The following is a 15,929-nucleotide window of genomic DNA, read 5'->3' as shown; positions in this document are numbered from 1 at the left end:
CTTAGATTGATTATCGCTTGATATTGACCAAATATTTCCATTGTGTTCATTTAAATTAACTTGTGAAATAGTGTTCAAATGTTGAGGGATAACTTCAAACCCGGAGCTTTTTATCGAAATGTAAATGTTGTTTTTTCCTGAGAAAATGGCATTTATAGAAGGTGAAATAATGTTCCCAAGAACAACTTTGTCTATAGTTATTTTGTTATTGGAGTCTAATAATATATTTTTTTGGCCTTGCTTGTTTGCAAGCTTAATCTTAGTGTTGTCAACTCTTGTGATATTGCCTTCTAGTGTTCTGTATGTTCCACTATCTGTATAAATTAATAACTGTCCATCTACTAATGAAAAGTCGTTAGTTTGTTTGGCAATAACATTACCATTGTCAATGTTTGAAATCTTTCCGTCATATTCTCTGATGTAATATTCATTGTTAAATTTAATTGCTTTCTTAATGCCATTAAATTTGCCCTTGTATCTATCTTCAATGTTAAGGTCTTTATCTAAAATGAATACGGTTTCATCTGTGGCTAACACGTATCCCTGGTCAACTTTGCTAATTGACCAGATTGCTTTGTTTCCAATTTCAGATAGAGTAATGACTTCTTTAAATGAATCTTCCGATTGATTATATTGTACCAAGCCCTTATCTGTTCCAATTAGAAGGGCCGTTTTAGTTTGTATAAGACTACGAATAAATGAGCTTGGTAATCCTGAGAATTCATCTGCAAAATAGTGTTTGAATTGTTTACCATCAAACCGATTTAAGCCATTAACTGTTCCAATCCAGATATGACCACTATTGCCTTCTTCTATGGACGTCACATCTATCTGTGATAACCCATCAGAGATACTGTAGGTCTTAGTCTTTAAAATCGTTGGAGCCTGACGTGCTGCTTCGGCTAAAACGTATCCCGAAACGGTCAGGGCCATTAGCAGTGAGAGTAGCAATCTTGAGAGGATTTTAGGCATAATTATTAGTTTGATTATCAGCCAATAATGCATAGGCAACAGTTATTTAACCTAATTTATTCAGAAATAGGGGGATTTGTCAAAGGAACACTGAATTTTCTTGTTTGCAAATTACTTTCATTTTTATTGTCTTTTAGGGCTTTATTCTATGAGAAGTTCTTTTTGGTTTGGCTTTGTCTGCTGTTTGCGCTCATATCAGGCGTTTGTCCTATCTCGAATATTTTAGCGAATGAAGCGATAAAGGGCTAAGGAAGGTGCGAATAAGTCCCGTGCTTGCTCTGCGTGTGCTTAAAGTGGATAGATGCAAGGCACAGTTTGCAGCGAATGGCCCTAGTCCTTCGCAAGAACTGTAACGCAGCAAATACCGCTGTAAGCCTCGCCCTGCGGGGCTTTGATAGCAACACCATTTCGGCGTTATTCAACTTCAGCAGGCCTCGGCATGCCCTCAGTTGAATGCCTTGAACTGTCGCTGCTATCAAAGCCAGAGCTGTGNTGCTTGCTCTGCGTGTGCTTAAAGTGGATAGATGCAAGGCACAGTTTGCAGCGAATGGCCCTAGTCCTTCGCAAGAACTGTAACGCAGCAAATACCGCTGTAAGCCTCGCCCTGCGGGGCTTTGATAGCAACACCATTTCGGCGTTATTCAACTTCAGCAGGCCTCGGCATGCCCTCAGTTGAATGCCTTGAACTGTCGCTGCTATCAAAGCCAGAGCTGTGCGACGACTTGTTCGCACCTTCCCTAAGAATCATTCCCCTAGCGCAGCAGGCGATCGAGAGCTAAGAGGATCTATAGCTAAGAGGATTGAGCTATATAAGGGTTTAAGCGTTGACCAAAGGCCACTTTGGCCAGACAGCTGACACATAGAAGAGAGCGCCTAACAGCTGCATCTAATAGATATCACTAAAAAGGCGCCCCTAAAAGATATCGCTTAAGAGATAAGGCCTCGGCGATATGGCTTAAGGGAAGGGGGGCTGGCTAGTAGCTAAACTTGGCTGCCCGTTGTTTAAAGCTTCTCAGATCTGTGATCATATTGTCTGATGTGAGCTGTTCCTGATTCCTGTGTTGTTCTCCCGTGGTAAAGAGGATCAGGCGGTCACCGTGTTTGGTGCGCATCTTCTGCATCATAAATTTAATTAGGTCAGAGCGGGTAAGTTCGCCAATTTTTTCGGCCACCAGTTCTCGCTGGTTAAAGTCGTAGTCTTTATTCCCTATGCTCGACCAGTATCTTTGTCCCCGGGTCTTGAGGTTAGGGTCATGTTCCATAATCTGGTTGACCAAACCTTGCTTGGTGAGCTCCCACTGATCATTGGTGATCTGCATGACGGCATAATTAAAGTCTGCGATAAACTCGTCGATGGCCTCTAGTAGCTTTAGAGGCCCTGCAGTGGGGGATTGCACATAGAAGATCATGCCTGGGTAACGATTGAGCGGCAGATAACCCGTGCCCACCATGTAACCCAGCTGACGTTTAGTTCTTAGCTCGTGGAAGAAGGTCGAGGACATGGTGTGGTTTAACAGGCTGAAAAGGGCCATCTTGAGTGGTGTCGCCTCAGCAGACTGATAGTAGACTATGATGCTGCTGTCTTGATGATTGACGCTTACCTCACGCATCAGGGTGCCGACATTTTCAAGCTTTATTAGCTCACGTTCCGATTCGCCGCTGGGAGAGGAAACCAGAGAGAGAATATGGTCGAGTCGCTTACCCAAGGCCTGCGCCTCCTCGGTCAGCCAATCACCATATACCAGCCCCTCGAGGTGGATCTTCTCATAGAAGGCCCGTACGTGGTTGTGAAGATCGTCTAGGGTGATATCTTCAAGCTCTTCTGCCATGCGTTGAGGCTCGAAACTACGTTTCTGCAGCGTAACCGTCAGGCTGGTGAATAGCTGTGAGATAGGTTTTGCCCGGCTCTGATTAAACCAGTTACGCAATATCTGCTTCTTAATCTGCTTAAATCTGTCCTGGGTAAAGTTACGTTCTCTGGCTTTATTAATCAGCAGCGACAGCAGCGCCTCTTGCTTACCTGTCAATCCCGTTAGGTGCAGGGTGATCCCCCCTTGATGAGGGTAGATGTTATAGCTGAGTCCGGCGACCTCGGCCGGATAGGTAAATTCGGTCAGGTAGTCGAGTAGCATCTCCACATAGAGACGGGTGAGCGCCGCATGTTTGGGGGTGGCGGCCGCCTGATGTGAATCGAGGGACAGGTACATATGTCCCTTGGGGACATTAAATTCATCATCTTTCTTATGCCAGATGCGGTAGCCGGTTTCCTGGCAGACGACGACAGGCACCGGATGGTCACTCTTAACATCCCTGGCTATCGAATCCTCGATAATAAAGGGGTTGGGGTCCGGTAGTTTTAGTGCCTCTCTGACATCAGGGTCACGCCACGGATGAAGCCGTTGTTTATCTATGGGCTTCATCTGATAGGGGGAGTGGTACCAGGCAGCCTGCTTTTCTGTGTCTAAGTCGGGCGAGATAAGCTGGATACGTAGATTGTCCGGACTCATTAGATCCAGCAGTTCGGTAACTTGAGTGACGTCCAAACCATCCATGCGATAATCGCCATAGATGAGATCGGCTACCTCATAGTGGTGCATGTTGATGCTGAGGTGACTGGCCAGATCCAGCGGTTTGATCTGTTCCTGATATTTAAAGGCAAGCTTTAGCAGATTGGCGCGCTCTTGATATCGCCAGGCCTGCATGCCCTGGGTTTTAATCAGTTTAAGGTATTCGAAGCTCGCCTGAATCACATCATCGAGTTGTAGCAGGCCTTTTTCGGTCAGCTGAATGCTGATGTTATAGTCTTTAAAGTTATAACCATTGACGCCACCACCGGCCGAGAGATTGATGGCCAGCCCTTGTTCCTTGAGGTGACTCAGCAGGCTTCCCTTACCCTCATAACCCAACAGATGACTGATAAAGGTCAGCGGCTTGCGCTTATAGAAGCGGTCGATGGCGGGCAGGGGAAAGGTGATCGCCACGCGGCGCTGCTCTTTTAGCGGCACTATGTTGATCTGCTGGCCAAGTTGGGCCGCTTCATAGATGGCTACCTTGGGGTATTGCTTTGTCAGCGCACGGTTTTGAATCGGCGCAAAATAGCTCTTGGCCAGGGATAAAAGCTCGCTCAGTGGCAAGGGGGCAACCAGACACAGGGTCATCAGGTTGGCACTGTAATGAGTATGATAGAAATCCAGCAGCTCTTGCCTAAGGGTTTTCTCATCGCCGTCTAAGGTCTTGAGATTCCCGACCGAGAATTTAGAAAAGGGATGCGCCGGGTTTACGGTTTCCTTTTGGACCTGGTAGGTGCGGCGAATATCATCTTTGAGCTTGAGGCTAAATTCTGACTCGATGGCGTGGCGCTCTCTGTCGACCAGTTCCAGATCGAAGCAGGGGGCGATAAAAAACTGGCTAAATCTATCCAGAGACTCTTCGAACACCTCGGCGTCGATGGCAAAGAAGAAGTTAGTCTGCTCTGTGCCTGTCCAGGCATTATTGCTGCCGCCATGCTGATTGATGAAGGCATGATATTCGCCAGACTTGGGGTATTTCTCCGTGCCCAGAAACAGCATATGCTCGAGGAAATGCGCCATACCGGGCCGTGAGGCGGGATCGTCAAAATGGCCAACGTTAACCGCCATAGACGCGGCGGCCTGCTGGGCCTGGAGATCTTCCACTAGCAATACACGTAGCCCATTGTCCAGCTGCAGATATTGATACTGGCGATGATCGTTGGGGCTTTTAGTGATTGGCATAGATGTTTGCAATGGCTGGCTCCATCCTTATGCTGGACAAACGTATGATATTCATCGGAGTTTAGGCGACTAAAGCGGTAAGACTACATATTGAGCCTCAAAAAAGACTTTGGCAAATATCTTATCCATTATTCGACTAATTAATAACAGGGTTAAGGTTTGTTGCGCCGAACTTTAACGCTACAATTCATAGTAGAACAAGAATAATCATAGCGAGAGTAGTATGAAGCTATATTTGATGCGACATGGTGAGGCGGGTTATCACGCCCACTCAGATCGAGAACGTGTACTGACAGAAATCGGCCGTTATCAGACTGAATTGATGAGTAATTGGCTGGCCCGTGATGTGACTGAGTTCGATCTTGTGTTGGTGAGTCCCTATCTGCGTGCGCAGCAAACATGGCAGGAAGTGAGTAAGCACTTCCCCGAACCGAGAAAGTGGCTGGTATTAGATGAGCTGACCCCTTCGGCCGAGCCGACCCTGGCCGCCGATCTCACCTTGGCCTACGCCGAACAATATAAGGCGGATAATGTGTTAGTGATTGCCCACATGCCGCTGCTGGGTTATATGGTGAGCGAGTTGGTACCCGGCATCGAGCCGCCGCTGTTTGCGACCTCTGGTGTGACCCTTATCGACCGTCATGGCGAGCGGGGCTCCCTGAGCTGGCAGCATACCCCTCATACGGTGAGCTAAATCAGAATAAAAGGTTAGAATACAAGTTAACCATAGAAAAAGGACGCCTCGGCGTCCTTTTTGATATCTATTTGCGCCCAAAGATGAGAGCTAATGCCGACCTCTAGGCCGGTTGCAGCGCTTGTCAATTCTGATGGGGGATCGCTATCACCCTCAATCGAAAATAGGATTACTCCCAGCTAGGGAACTCACCCACCTCGACTAAGACCAAAAGCGCCGCATCGCCGCCCCATTCCTTTGGCGCCTTGTGGAAAGCCTTAACCTGCGGATGCTGTGCCAGCCACATGGGAAGATTCTGCTTTAATATCCCGGTGCCATGACCGTGCATGACGCAGCAGCATTGGCTGTGCTGCTTAACACAGGCCTGAATCAGGGCCGCAAGTTCCAGTTTGGCCTCGGTTTGGCGCATGCCGTGTAGATCCAGCAGCAGATCCGGCTGATAGTCGCCGCGCCTGAGCCGCTTAAGCTCGTGACTGTCTACATCTTCTCTGGCCCAGCGCATGGCGCCTTCTAGTGGCAGCAAGGGCTGATAGGTGTCGGAAAAATAGCTGTCGGCGTGTAGCTGAGTGGTCGCGACTTCCAGCTCACGCTTAGGTTTTTGCGGCGCGGAGAAATGACGCTTATCCTGTTTAAGCGGCTTTATCCCTTTGGTTAACGCCGAAAAAAGCGCCAATTCATCATCATTTTCTTTATTCATGGCGCTATTTTATTGAATCCGATGCCATATGAATAGAGTTCAGTTACAATGAGGCGGAACTATCTAGCGGGAGCCAGTTTTGGACAAGATTTTTGTTGATGAAGCCGTGACGGAATTACGTACAATCGGCGATATGTTACGTTGGGCGGTGAGCCGCTTTAACGATGCCAATATCTACTATGGTCATGGTACCGATAACGCTTGGGATGAAGCCATCGCTCTCGTATTCCATGCGCTGCATCTGCCAGAAGAGATTGGCCAGCAGGTGATCCATAGCAATCTGACCAGTAGCGAAAAGCATAAGATTGTCGAACTCATCATTCGCCGGGTACGTGAGCGTCTGCCCGTGCCTTATTTGACCAACCGCGCCTTCTTTGCCGGCCTCGAGTTTTATGTGGATGAAAGGGTGTTGGTGCCGCGCTCGCCCATTGCCGAGATGATCGCTAACCGTTTCAGCCCTTGGCTCTATAACAAGCCGGTAGACCGTATCTTAGATCTCTGTACCGGTAGCGCCTGCATTGCCATCGCCTGTGCCTATGAGTTTGAAGATGCCGAGGTCGATGCTATCGATATCAGCAGTGACGCGCTGGAAGTGGCGCAGATCAACGTTGAATCCTTAGGCGTGATGGACAGGGTTTTCCCTATCGAGTCTAATTTGTTTGCCGCCATCCCTAAGGGGCCGCAGTACGATCTTATCGTTTCCAATCCGCCTTATGTGGATGCCGAAGATATCGGTGACATGCCTGACGAATATCATCACGAGCCAGAGCTTGGGTTAGCCTCGGGGCGCGACGGCCTGGACCTGACGAAACGCATCCTAGCCAATGCGGCCGACTACCTGACGCAAGATGGTCTGCTAGTGGTCGAGGTGGGTAACTCTATGGTGCACCTCATCGAACAGTTCCCCGAGGTGCCATTTACCTGGGGTAACTTCGAACATGGTGGCGACGGCGTGTTTGTGCTCACTCGCGATCAGTTAGTTGAAAATGAATCACTTTTCGCCATCTACAAAGATAGTGAATAATGTAGTGTCGGCTAACTGTGTTGTCGGCTAAATGGTTTATCGGCTTAGCATGACTAAGCCGATTTAGGAATATAGCCACTGGCGGCTTTGGGTTATGCTGGGGTCAAATAATTAAGTAGAGGTGAAGTAAGCGAATGTCGGGTAACAGTATCGGTCAAAATTTTGTGGTGACGACGTTTGGTGAGAGCCATGGTAAGGCCCTGGGATGCATTATCGATGGTTGTCCTCCGGGTCTGGCGATTGATGAAGCCGATATGCAACATGATCTCGACAGGCGCCGTCCCGGCACCTCGCGCTATACCACTGCCAGGCGTGAGCCCGATCAGGTGAAGATACTCTCAGGCATATTTGAGGGACAGACCACAGGGACTTCCATCGGCTTGGTGATCGAAAATACCGACCAGCGTAGCCAGGATTACTCCAACATCAAAGATCAGTTCCGCCCGGGCCACGCCGACTATACCTACCAGCAAAAATATGGTCTGCGAGACTATCGCGGTGGCGGTCGTTCCTCTGCGCGGGAAACCGCTATGCGCGTAGCGGCCGGCGCTGTGGCGAAGAAATACCTTAAGCAGGTGCATGGTATAGAGATTAAAGGTTATCTGTCTCAGCTCGGCCCTATTTGCGCCGAGACCCTGGATTTCGACCAGGTAGAGCAAAATGCCTTCTTCTTCCCTGATGCCAGTAAGCTCGAGCAGCTCGACGAGTATATGCGCGAGCTGAAAAAGAGCGGTGATTCTATCGGTGCCAAGGTGTCTGTAGTGGCGACCAATGTGCCTGTGGGACTCGGCGAGCCCGTATTCGATCGTCTCGATGCCGATATTGCCCATGCCTTGATGGGGATTAACGCCGTTAAGGGGGTTGAGATTGGTGATGGTTTTGCCGTAGTCAATCAGAAGGGATCTGAGCACAGGGATCTTATGTCGCCAGAGGGCTTTGCCTCTAACCATGCCGGTGGCATTCTCGGTGGGATCTCATCGGGTCAGCCAATTGTCGCGCATATCGCCATGAAGCCGACTTCCAGCATTAGCGTGCCGGGAGAGAGCATGACGGTGCAGGGCGAGCGCTCAGAGGTGGTCACTAAGGGGCGTCACGACCCCTGCGTAGGCATTCGCGCCGTGCCGATTGCCGAGGCCATGTTGGCCATCGTCTTGATGGATCATCTTCTCAGACACAGGGCACAAAACATGAGTGTTGAGAGTATCACCCCTGTGATTGGGATGAAGTAAGGCGCAATCTAAAGCGAGTAAGAGGGCACAGTAATGTGCCTTCTTTTATGGGGCCCACAATGCCATGGGGTCGAGCCAGTATAAATAAGCTTCGGCCAGTAGCAGAAGCCACTCACAATAAATTAAAAATAAGTACTCATTAAAATAAATCGCTCCCAACAATATCGAGAGCGGATAATAACCCTGCTAGGAATAGCCCTACACAAATGTCGTCCAACATTAAGTTTCCTTCCAGCATGACACCCAACAGCGAGTCGTCAGCAGCACAGCAGCAATTACATTGGATCAGCGCCTGTTACTTTTTCTTCTTCGCGATCCTCGGCGTGCTGGTGCCTTACCTTGGAGTCTTCTTCGAGCACAGAGGGTTCGATGCTCAGCAGATAGGTTTCCTGCTCGCCATCTTGATGGCGACCCGCATCATAGCGCCCAATATCTGGGCCATGGTGGCCGATAGAACAGGCATGCGGGGTCAGCTGGTTAAGATGGGGGCTGCCTGTTCGGCGGTGACCTTCATGACCTTCTTCTATCACGGCGGATTTCTCTACTTATCGATTAGTCTCAGCATCTATACCTTTTTCTGGAATGCGATTTTGGCCCAGCTCGAGGTGATCACCCTTGAGACCCTTGGGGAGAACACGGGGGGGTATGGCAAGATCCGCAGTTTTGGTAGCCTAGGCTACCTTGTCTTCGTGGTGAGCGTGGGCTTCGCCATTAGCCAGTTCGGCACAGAGATCTTACCCTTTGTGGGCCTCGCCTTGTTCCTGGGCTTGCTGGGCTGCGCCTTATCTCTGCCAAGCACCCGGGTAAAAGTCGATAACAGCCAAGTGGTTATGCCGCTCAAGTTAGATGCTGGCATCATCTGGTTTTTGCTGTCGGCTATGTTACTGCAGATGAGCGCCGGGCCATTTTATGGTTTCTTTGTGCTCTATCTAAAACAGGTAGGCTATAGCGAGTCCAGTGCCGGCATCTATGTCGCCCTTGGGGTGCTGGCCGAGATAGTGATGTTCATGTTTGCGCCAAGACTGCTCGGGCGCTACGGGGTCAGCGCCTTGCTGGTGGTCTCTATCGGCTTCACGGCGGTGCGCTGGCTGCTGATGGCCTTTTGTGCCAGTAGCATGATCTGGCTTGGGGTTAGTCAGTTGCTGCACGCCTTCACCTTTGGCTTAGTGCATGCGGCCTCGATTCAGTTCGTGCATCAAAGATTCGACGTGCGTCATCGCAGCAAGGGGCAGGCGCTCTATGCCAGCCTGAGTTTCGGCGTCGGTGGTGCCTTGGGTACCTGGCTGTGTGGCTTCATCTGGGGCGATGGCTCTCAGGCCTGGCTCAGTTGGTTGGTGGCCGCGGTTTGTGCATTGCTGTCTATGCTCGCGGTACTCCTAATCCCTAAGGCGCGTGAAGCGGTAAAACAATAAGAGATGATAAGGAAATATCCATGAAACAGACATTTCGCCTCGGCGTGATCATCAATCCTCTGGCAGGCCTTGGGGGCAGCGTGGCCCTCAAGGGCAGCGATGGTGTGGCGCAGGAGGCTATCGCTCGCGGCGCCGAGCCCAAGGCGCACCTGCGAATGGCGCAGGCGCTCGAGGTGATTAAACCCTATCAGCAAAAGATCACTATCGTTACCGCCTCCGGTGCCATGGGGGCCGATTTGGCCGATCAGCTGGGGTTTAAGCATCGGGTGGTCTATCAGGCGGGCGAGACGACGGCGGCCAGCGATACCCAGGCTGCCGCAGCGGCGCTGCAACAAGCGGGTGTGGATCTCTTGTTGTTTGCCGGTGGTGACGGTACGGCGCGGGACCTGTTTGAGGTCATCGATGAGGCTCAGCCTGTGCTGGGGGTGCCTGCCGGGGTGAAGATTCACTCAGGCGTCTACGGCATTACGCCCCACGCCTCGGGTATGGTAGTCAAACTACTGCTCGAGGGGGCTCTGGTGAGCCTGATGTCGGCCGATGTGATGGATATCGACGAGGTGGCTTTCAGGCAAGGGGGGGTGCGGGCGCGCCGATTCGGCGAGATGCAGGTGCCTGCTGAGCCACGCTACATTCAGGCCGTTAAGATGGGCGGTAAAGAGGTCGATGAGTTGGTGCTGGCGGATATTGCCGCCGAGGCGATCGAGCAGATAGACGATGGGCTTGCCATCATGGGCTCAGGTAGCACGGTCGCGGCCGTGATGGAGGAGCTTGGACTCGATAACACCCTGCTGGGGGTGGACTTGATCGAGGAGGGCGAGCTTGTTGCCAGCGATATGAGTGCTCAGTCGCTGCTCGAGCTGACTGCCAATCGTCAGTGTAAGTTAGTGATCACCCTGATCGGCGGGCAAGGGCATATCCTGGGGCGGGGCAACCAGCAGCTGTCGCCCGCGCTGATTCGTCAGGTCGGTAAAGAAAATATTATTATCCTGGCGACAAAAACTAAGTTAAAAGCACTTGAAGGTCGGCCCTTAATTGTGGATAGTGGCGACCCAGAGTTAGACAGCGAATTATGTGGTTATTATAAAGTCGTGACCGGCTACCACGATTATGTGATGTATCAGGTGGCTAATCCTGACTTAATCAACCCAGATTTAGTCAGCCCAGATTTAGTCAGCCAACCTGAGTAGCGAAATGATAATTGGAGACGTAATGTTAGAGCAGTATGAGCAAGCATTAGACGAGTGGATCGCCACCAAGGTTACAGGCGGTGATGACGATCAACTCTTCGCCAGCGGTTACCTGCAGGGCCATGTTGCCGTAGTCCTGTCTGAACTCGAAGTGGAAGAGTCTCAGGATTACCAGGCGCTGGATACTAAGATGCAGGCCTGTTTGGAGACGGCCAAGTCTGAACTGGAACCTGCCGACCTTGCCCTGGTGGTCAACGCCTGGAATGAACTGCGCGAGAAGATGGCTCAGGTGGCAAGCGCCTAGTCATGGCTAACACAAGCAAGGCGATTATCGGGCTGCAAAATCCCAAGAGCCCTACCAACGTGGGCGGCGTGATGCGCGCCGCCGGCTGTTATCGTGCCGATGAGGTGCGATACACGGGCAAGCGTTATGCGCTGGCCGCACAGCACAGGGGCGAGCAGTACAACACAGACACCAAGCGGGTGAGTCAGCATATTCCGCTAAAAGGGGTCGAGTCATTGCTGGATGAGCTCGATGTCGATACTAAGGTGATCTGTGTCGACCTGGTGGAAGGCGCCACGCCGCTGCCGGCGTTTAATCATCCAGAGAAAGCCATCTATCTCTTTGGCCCAGAAGACGGCACCCTAGATCAGGCGCTTATCGATCGTGCCGATGAGGTGGTCTATGTTCCAACCGTGGGCTGTATGAATCTGGCCTCCTCGGTTAATGTGTTGCTTTATGACAGGCTGGCGAAGGGCGAACACCTTGCAGGCGATGAGCTCATTCGGGCCAGCAGAGACACCAACAATCGCGTCAAGGTAAAGTCTTAGCCTTATTTATACAATGAAAACGCCGACTCAATGAGTCGGCGTTTTGTTATCTGGTGGCTAGTTAGTTAATCATCCCAAGGAGTGACCATCGTCTTTTGCTTGCTAAACGGGCGAGGTTTTAATCCTGTCTCATATCAATCACAGTAAACATGTGATCAGAAATAGCGCAGGAAAAACGCTTGAGAACAAAGCAGGATTTTTAGATAAGTAGTTATTCTACAATTAAAAATACTAATACAGTTATCGAGCGTTTTAACAAGCTAGCATGATCAATTATTTATTACGATTGGTATCACACCCTCTTACAGCGCCTTACCCTTGATAAGCTTTCTCATCCACATACGATTGGGGTTGAGCAGGGTTAATATATCATTCGTGGCTGGTAGCAGTTCGCCGCAAAGCTGAGCGGCTAAGATCTCTGCAGCCAATGGACCCGAGGTGAGACCGCGGGAGCCGAGTCCGCCGAGAATATACAGACCATGATGCACAGGAGCAGTTGTAGCCTGCCAATATTTGGCACTCTCTTTGGTATGCTGGTGCTCGCCGTAGGCTGCCGATATCGCCTCGAAATCGGGGGCACAGCCCATAATGGGGGCGTGATCCCTAGTCACCATGCGCACGCCTACGCGAGCGCTATGGCCTGTGATGTCCACGGCCTTGGTCCAGTCTCCGCCGTAGCTGGTGCGGATCTTATCTAGGTTCTCTACTTGTTCCACCGCGCTGTAGTCGAGATTACTGGCGTCTTTCACATAGCTGGCACCTGTACAGTGCAGCCTGTCGTGGGCGGGCGTGAGGTAGCCGTGGGCGCAGAGCACCGTCTTGAGATCGGCAAGCGGTGCTCTTGCCGGGATATGGCTGACCTGGCCGCGAAAACCGCTGATGGGTAAGTGGGCCGTTTGCGAAAAGTCGGTCAGGTGACGGCCATTGGCCAGCACTAGGTTGGCAAAGGGGCCAAATTCTTGCCTCTGACCTTGCTGCACAGCGCTCAGATACCATTGCTGATCTTCGAACCGAATAGCTGTGATCTGGCATTGGTAGTGTGTGCTCTGCTTACCGAGCTGCTCGGCCTGGCTGATGGCCGCGCGGGTAAATGCCTGGGGCGATACCCAGCCACCGAGCGGGTAGTAGATCCCCTCATGTTCTATGGTGACGCCGGCAAGCGCCGTAGCCTCTGTGGCGTCGACGGCCTGAGCGATAGAGTCAGCCCAGGGCTGGGCATTGATGATCTTAGCCAGGCGCTTATGGCTGCGTTCATCATGACCTGTCTGTAACACACCGCAAAAGTCATGGGGGATCTCGTGGCCGGCATCGACCAAGTGAGCGATGCGCTGGCGGCTAAAGAGATGGCCTTGTAAGAAGTAGTGGCTCAGGCTGCCGTGCTCGGGCGTGAGCAGTGGATAGATGGCGCCCTGTTTGTTGCCCGAGGCTTGCTCGCCGGGCGCCTTATCCATACAGAAGAGGCTTACCGACTTGTCGCGCTCGGCCAGAGAGAGTGCTAAATTCGCACTGGCTACCCCGCCACCTATGATGGCGGTATCTCCCGCATATCCTTGATGCAGGGGATTGAAGGCCATTCCATCGCTTTGTTGACGCCTCAGGGCCCGACGCTCCTGCATGGCGATATCCATTGATGCTTTGCTCGGCTTATCTGCCAGAGTCATCAAGCGGTCATCTTTGGCAGATAGGTTAAGACGATAGCAGGTAAATCCCGCCTTGGTGACGCGCTCGGTCAGCTCGTTTACGCTAGCTGTGGCCGGTTTATGATTTGAGTCTGTGCTCGGTGAGGCGTTATCCGCGCTTATATTACCGGGGTTAGCAAGTCGCACATCCGAGCGTTTTTCATCGGAAAGTTTTGCATCGGCTAGCAGCACATTGGCGTTATCCTGGCTGAGGCGTGCCATCTGCCAGATAATGGCCTGATCCAGGGCCTCTTTGTCGACCAGCCAGCTATGGATGGCTTGACTTGGCTGGCTCGGGGCGAGCAAGGCCTTGAGCTGCGAGAGCGGCTCGCCCAGGTGAATGTCTATAATGAGCTGGGTACTTGCTAGTTTTACCCTGTGACAACCGGACACTTGGGCCTCGGCAATCACCTTAATTTGCTCTCTGGCTGATGAGGTGAAGGCGTCGCAGTTGGCAAGAGCGAGCAGCCAAGGCGCCTGATGCTGGGCAAACAGGTGAAGATGAACAGGCTGTTTAGGATGGGTTTGTTTCGATCGTTCTGTTAGCAGTGCCACCGGCCAGTTGGCGCCACATCTTGGGAGTAGGGCGATAATCTGGGGAGTGTTTTGACCCGTTATCGCCGATAAATGACTGAAAATTTCTTCGAATTTAGGCATTTTGTCACTATTTTGTGCGTTATTCGGGTGTTCGGTAGCCAATGAATTTACTCTCAAGGGGATATTAGGCATTATTTTACCTGCCTTTATGGAAAGCTGACCACTTAAATGCAGTAAAAGCGATACTATTGGCGCAGCTAAATTGGTACTAGACGTACGGAATGGATAGTAAATAATGAAAAGAGTCGTGATCACCGGCCTTGGCATAGTGTCAAGTATCGGTAACAACAAGCAAGAAGTCACCGAGTCACTCAAAGCGGGTCGCAGTGGTATTACCCACTCAGATCAGTTTGAAGAAATGAAGCTTCGTAGCCATGTTTGGGGCGACATTAAGTTAGACCCTAAAGAGCATATCGACCGTAAAGCATTACGTTTTATGGGTGATGCAGCCGCATACGCTTATATTGCCATGGAGCAAGCGATAGCCGATGCAGGCCTCACCGAAGAACAATATTCAAATCACCGCGTCGGTATCATTGCCGGTACTGGCGGCGCGTCATCGGCTAACCAGGTTCAGGCGGCCGATACCCTGCGTGAGAAAGGTGTGAAGCGCGTAGGCCCTTATATCGTGCCACGCATCATGTCGAGCACTACCAGCGCCTGTTTGGCCACGCCATTTAAGATCAAGGGTATGAACTATTCTATCAGTTCTGCTTGTGCCACCAGTGCTCACTGTATCGGCCATGCGGTCGAGTTGATTCAGATGGGTAAACAAGACATGGTCTTCGCCGGTGGTGCCGAAGAGGTGGATTGGACCCTGACCATGGGCTTCGACGCCATGGGCGCACTGTCGACTAAGTACAACGACTGCCCAGAGAAGGCTTCTCGTACCTATGATGCGGACCGTGATGGTTTCGTTATCTCTGGTGGCGGCGGTATCGTGGTTGTCGAAGAGCTAGAGCATGCACTTGCTCGTGGCGCTAAGATCTACGCCGAAGTGATCGGCTACGGTGCTTCTTCAGATGGTTACGACATGGTTGCGCCATCGGGTGAAGGTGCGGTGCGTTGTATGAAGATGGCTCTAGAAGATGTCGACACGCCAATCGATTACATCAACACCCATGGTACTTCAACGCCTGTTGGTGACATGCGTGAGCTGGAAGCATTGGCCGAGACCTTCGGTGACAATCTGCCTGCTATCGCATCGACCAAGTCGCTGACCGGTCACGCGCTGGGCGCTGCGGGTGTGCATGAGGCTATCTATAGCCTTATCATGATGGAGAACAGCTTCATCGCACCGAGCATCAACATCGATAATCTTGATGAGAAGGCTCAAGGTATGCCTATCGTGACTGAATATCGTGATGCCGAGCTAAACACTATCATGAGCAACAGCTTCGGCTTCGGTGGTACCAATGCCACCCTGGTGATGCGCAAGTACAAGTAATTGCTTAGCTGTTATTAAAGACGGTTTTTTAAAGACTGTGATAAAAAGGGGAAGCGAATGCTTCCCTTTTTTGTGGCTATTTTTCGTCTGACATCTTTCTGTTAACGCGTAATACCAATCACAGTAAACATGTGATCAGAAATAGCGCAGGAAAAACGCTTGAGAACAAAGCAGGATTTTTAGGGAAGGTGCGAACAAGTCGTCGCACAGCTCTGGCTTTGATAGCAGCGACAGTTCAAGGCATTCAACTGAGGGCATGCCGAGGCCTGCTGAAGTTGAATAACGCCGAAATGGTGTTGCTATCAAAGCCCCGCAGGGCGAGGCTTACAGCGGTATTTGCTGCGTTACAGTTCTTGCGAAGGACTAGGGCCATTCGCTGCAAACTGTGCCTAGCATCTATCCACTTTA

The 15,929-nt window shown here is 51.1% G+C and carries 12 protein-coding genes; 8 read left to right on the top strand and 4 right to left on the bottom strand.

Features of this window, described 5'->3' with window-relative positions; genetic code table 11:
- Both L1D47_RS18265 and L1D47_RS18260 read right to left on the bottom strand, forming a co-directional pair.
- A partial coding sequence (locus L1D47_RS18265; protein WP_345778773.1) for a two-component regulator propeller domain-containing protein occupies nucleotides 1-972 on the bottom strand: 972 nt, incomplete at its 3' end.
- Nucleotides 973-1,946: 974 nt separating this feature from the next.
- Nucleotides 1,947-4,736 carry an insulinase family protein gene (locus L1D47_RS18260; RefSeq protein WP_239886309.1) on the bottom strand — a complete coding sequence of 930 codons (2,790 nt, stop codon included), beginning with the start codon at nucleotides 4,734-4,736 and terminating at the stop codon, nucleotides 1,947-1,949.
- Nucleotides 4,737-4,947: 211 nt separating this feature from the next.
- Here L1D47_RS18260 and sixA point away from each other — a divergent pair, with 211 nt between their 5' ends.
- Nucleotides 4,948-5,418, top strand: a complete 471-nt coding sequence (gene sixA / locus L1D47_RS18255) for a phosphohistidine phosphatase SixA (RefSeq protein ID WP_041509458.1) — start codon at nucleotides 4,948-4,950, stop codon at nucleotides 5,416-5,418.
- A gap of 169 nt (nucleotides 5,419-5,587) precedes the next feature.
- Here sixA and smrB read toward each other — a convergent pair whose 3' ends face one another.
- Nucleotides 5,588-6,115: an endonuclease SmrB gene (smrB, locus tag L1D47_RS18250; RefSeq protein ID WP_239886308.1), complete on the bottom strand. Its 528-nt coding sequence runs from the start codon at nucleotides 6,113-6,115 to the stop codon at nucleotides 5,588-5,590.
- A gap of 79 nt (nucleotides 6,116-6,194) precedes the next feature.
- On the opposite strand from smrB, the gene prmB reads away from it, so the two are divergent.
- The 6 genes from prmB to L1D47_RS18220 all read left to right on the top strand — a co-directional run bounded on the left by prmB (nucleotide 6,195) and on the right by L1D47_RS18220 (nucleotide 11,798).
- Entirely contained in the window at nucleotides 6,195-7,139 is a 945-nt protein-coding gene (gene prmB, locus L1D47_RS18245; protein ID WP_239886307.1) for a 50S ribosomal protein L3 N(5)-glutamine methyltransferase, read from the top strand.
- A gap of 134 nt (nucleotides 7,140-7,273) precedes the next feature.
- Complete coding sequence (gene aroC / locus L1D47_RS18240; RefSeq protein WP_239886306.1) at nucleotides 7,274-8,368, top strand: chorismate synthase; 1,095 nt, start codon at nucleotides 7,274-7,276, stop codon at nucleotides 8,366-8,368.
- A 236-nt stretch (nucleotides 8,369-8,604) separates the two neighbouring features.
- The gene (locus L1D47_RS18235) at nucleotides 8,605-9,780 is read left to right on the top strand and encodes an MFS transporter (RefSeq protein ID WP_239886310.1); all 1,176 of its coding nucleotides are present in this window, start codon (nucleotides 8,605-8,607) and stop codon (nucleotides 9,778-9,780) included.
- A gap of 20 nt (nucleotides 9,781-9,800) precedes the next feature.
- Nucleotides 9,801-10,967, top strand: a complete 1,167-nt coding sequence (locus L1D47_RS18230; protein WP_239886305.1) for an ATP-NAD kinase family protein — start codon at nucleotides 9,801-9,803, stop codon at nucleotides 10,965-10,967.
- A gap of 22 nt (nucleotides 10,968-10,989) precedes the next feature.
- Nucleotides 10,990-11,271, top strand: coding sequence for a YfcL family protein (locus L1D47_RS18225; RefSeq protein ID WP_220042793.1), 282 nt, complete (start codon nucleotides 10,990-10,992; stop codon nucleotides 11,269-11,271).
- Between the two features lie 2 nt (nucleotides 11,272-11,273).
- The gene (locus L1D47_RS18220) at nucleotides 11,274-11,798 is read left to right on the top strand and encodes an RNA methyltransferase (protein WP_239886304.1); all 525 of its coding nucleotides are present in this window, start codon (nucleotides 11,274-11,276) and stop codon (nucleotides 11,796-11,798) included.
- A gap of 302 nt (nucleotides 11,799-12,100) precedes the next feature.
- Here L1D47_RS18220 and mnmC read toward each other — a convergent pair whose 3' ends face one another.
- Nucleotides 12,101-14,134, bottom strand: a complete 2,034-nt coding sequence (gene mnmC, locus L1D47_RS18215; RefSeq protein ID WP_239886303.1) for an FAD-dependent 5-carboxymethylaminomethyl-2-thiouridine(34) oxidoreductase MnmC — start codon at nucleotides 14,132-14,134, stop codon at nucleotides 12,101-12,103.
- A gap of 175 nt (nucleotides 14,135-14,309) precedes the next feature.
- Between mnmC and fabB the strand changes: the two genes are divergently transcribed.
- A complete protein-coding gene (fabB, locus tag L1D47_RS18210) occupies nucleotides 14,310-15,521 on the top strand; it encodes a beta-ketoacyl-ACP synthase I (RefSeq protein ID WP_239886302.1) in 1,212 nt (403 codons plus the stop codon).
- The last annotated feature ends 408 nt before the right edge of the window (nucleotides 15,522-15,929 follow it).

Source organism: Shewanella sp. Isolate7, from assembly GCF_022398425.1.
Taxonomy (GTDB): domain Bacteria; phylum Pseudomonadota; class Gammaproteobacteria; order Enterobacterales; family Shewanellaceae; genus Shewanella.
This window is presented reverse-complemented; position numbering and strand designations above follow the sequence as displayed.

What these genes read in the sequence shown, in the direction of transcription:
- L1D47_RS18230 (WP_239886305.1), top strand. Translation starts at nt 9,801, where the DNA reads ATGAAACAGACATTTCGCCTCGGCGTGATCATCAATCCTCTGGCAGGC.
- sixA (WP_041509458.1), top strand. Translation starts at nt 4,948, where the DNA reads ATGAAGCTATATTTGATGCGACATGGTGAGGCGGGTTATCACGCCCAC.
- mnmC (WP_239886303.1), bottom strand. Translation starts at nt 14,134, where the DNA reads ATGCCTAAATTCGAAGAAATTTTCAGTCATTTATCGGCGATAACGGGT.
- L1D47_RS18225 (WP_220042793.1), top strand. Translation starts at nt 10,990, where the DNA reads ATGTTAGAGCAGTATGAGCAAGCATTAGACGAGTGGATCGCCACCAAG.
- L1D47_RS18235 (WP_239886310.1), top strand. Translation starts at nt 8,605, where the DNA reads ATGACACCCAACAGCGAGTCGTCAGCAGCACAGCAGCAATTACATTGG.
- aroC (WP_239886306.1), top strand. Translation starts at nt 7,274, where the DNA reads ATGTCGGGTAACAGTATCGGTCAAAATTTTGTGGTGACGACGTTTGGT.
- smrB (WP_239886308.1), bottom strand. Translation starts at nt 6,115, where the DNA reads ATGAATAAAGAAAATGATGATGAATTGGCGCTTTTTTCGGCGTTAACC.
- fabB (WP_239886302.1), top strand. Translation starts at nt 14,310, where the DNA reads ATGAAAAGAGTCGTGATCACCGGCCTTGGCATAGTGTCAAGTATCGGT.
- L1D47_RS18220 (WP_239886304.1), top strand. Translation starts at nt 11,274, where the DNA reads ATGGCTAACACAAGCAAGGCGATTATCGGGCTGCAAAATCCCAAGAGC.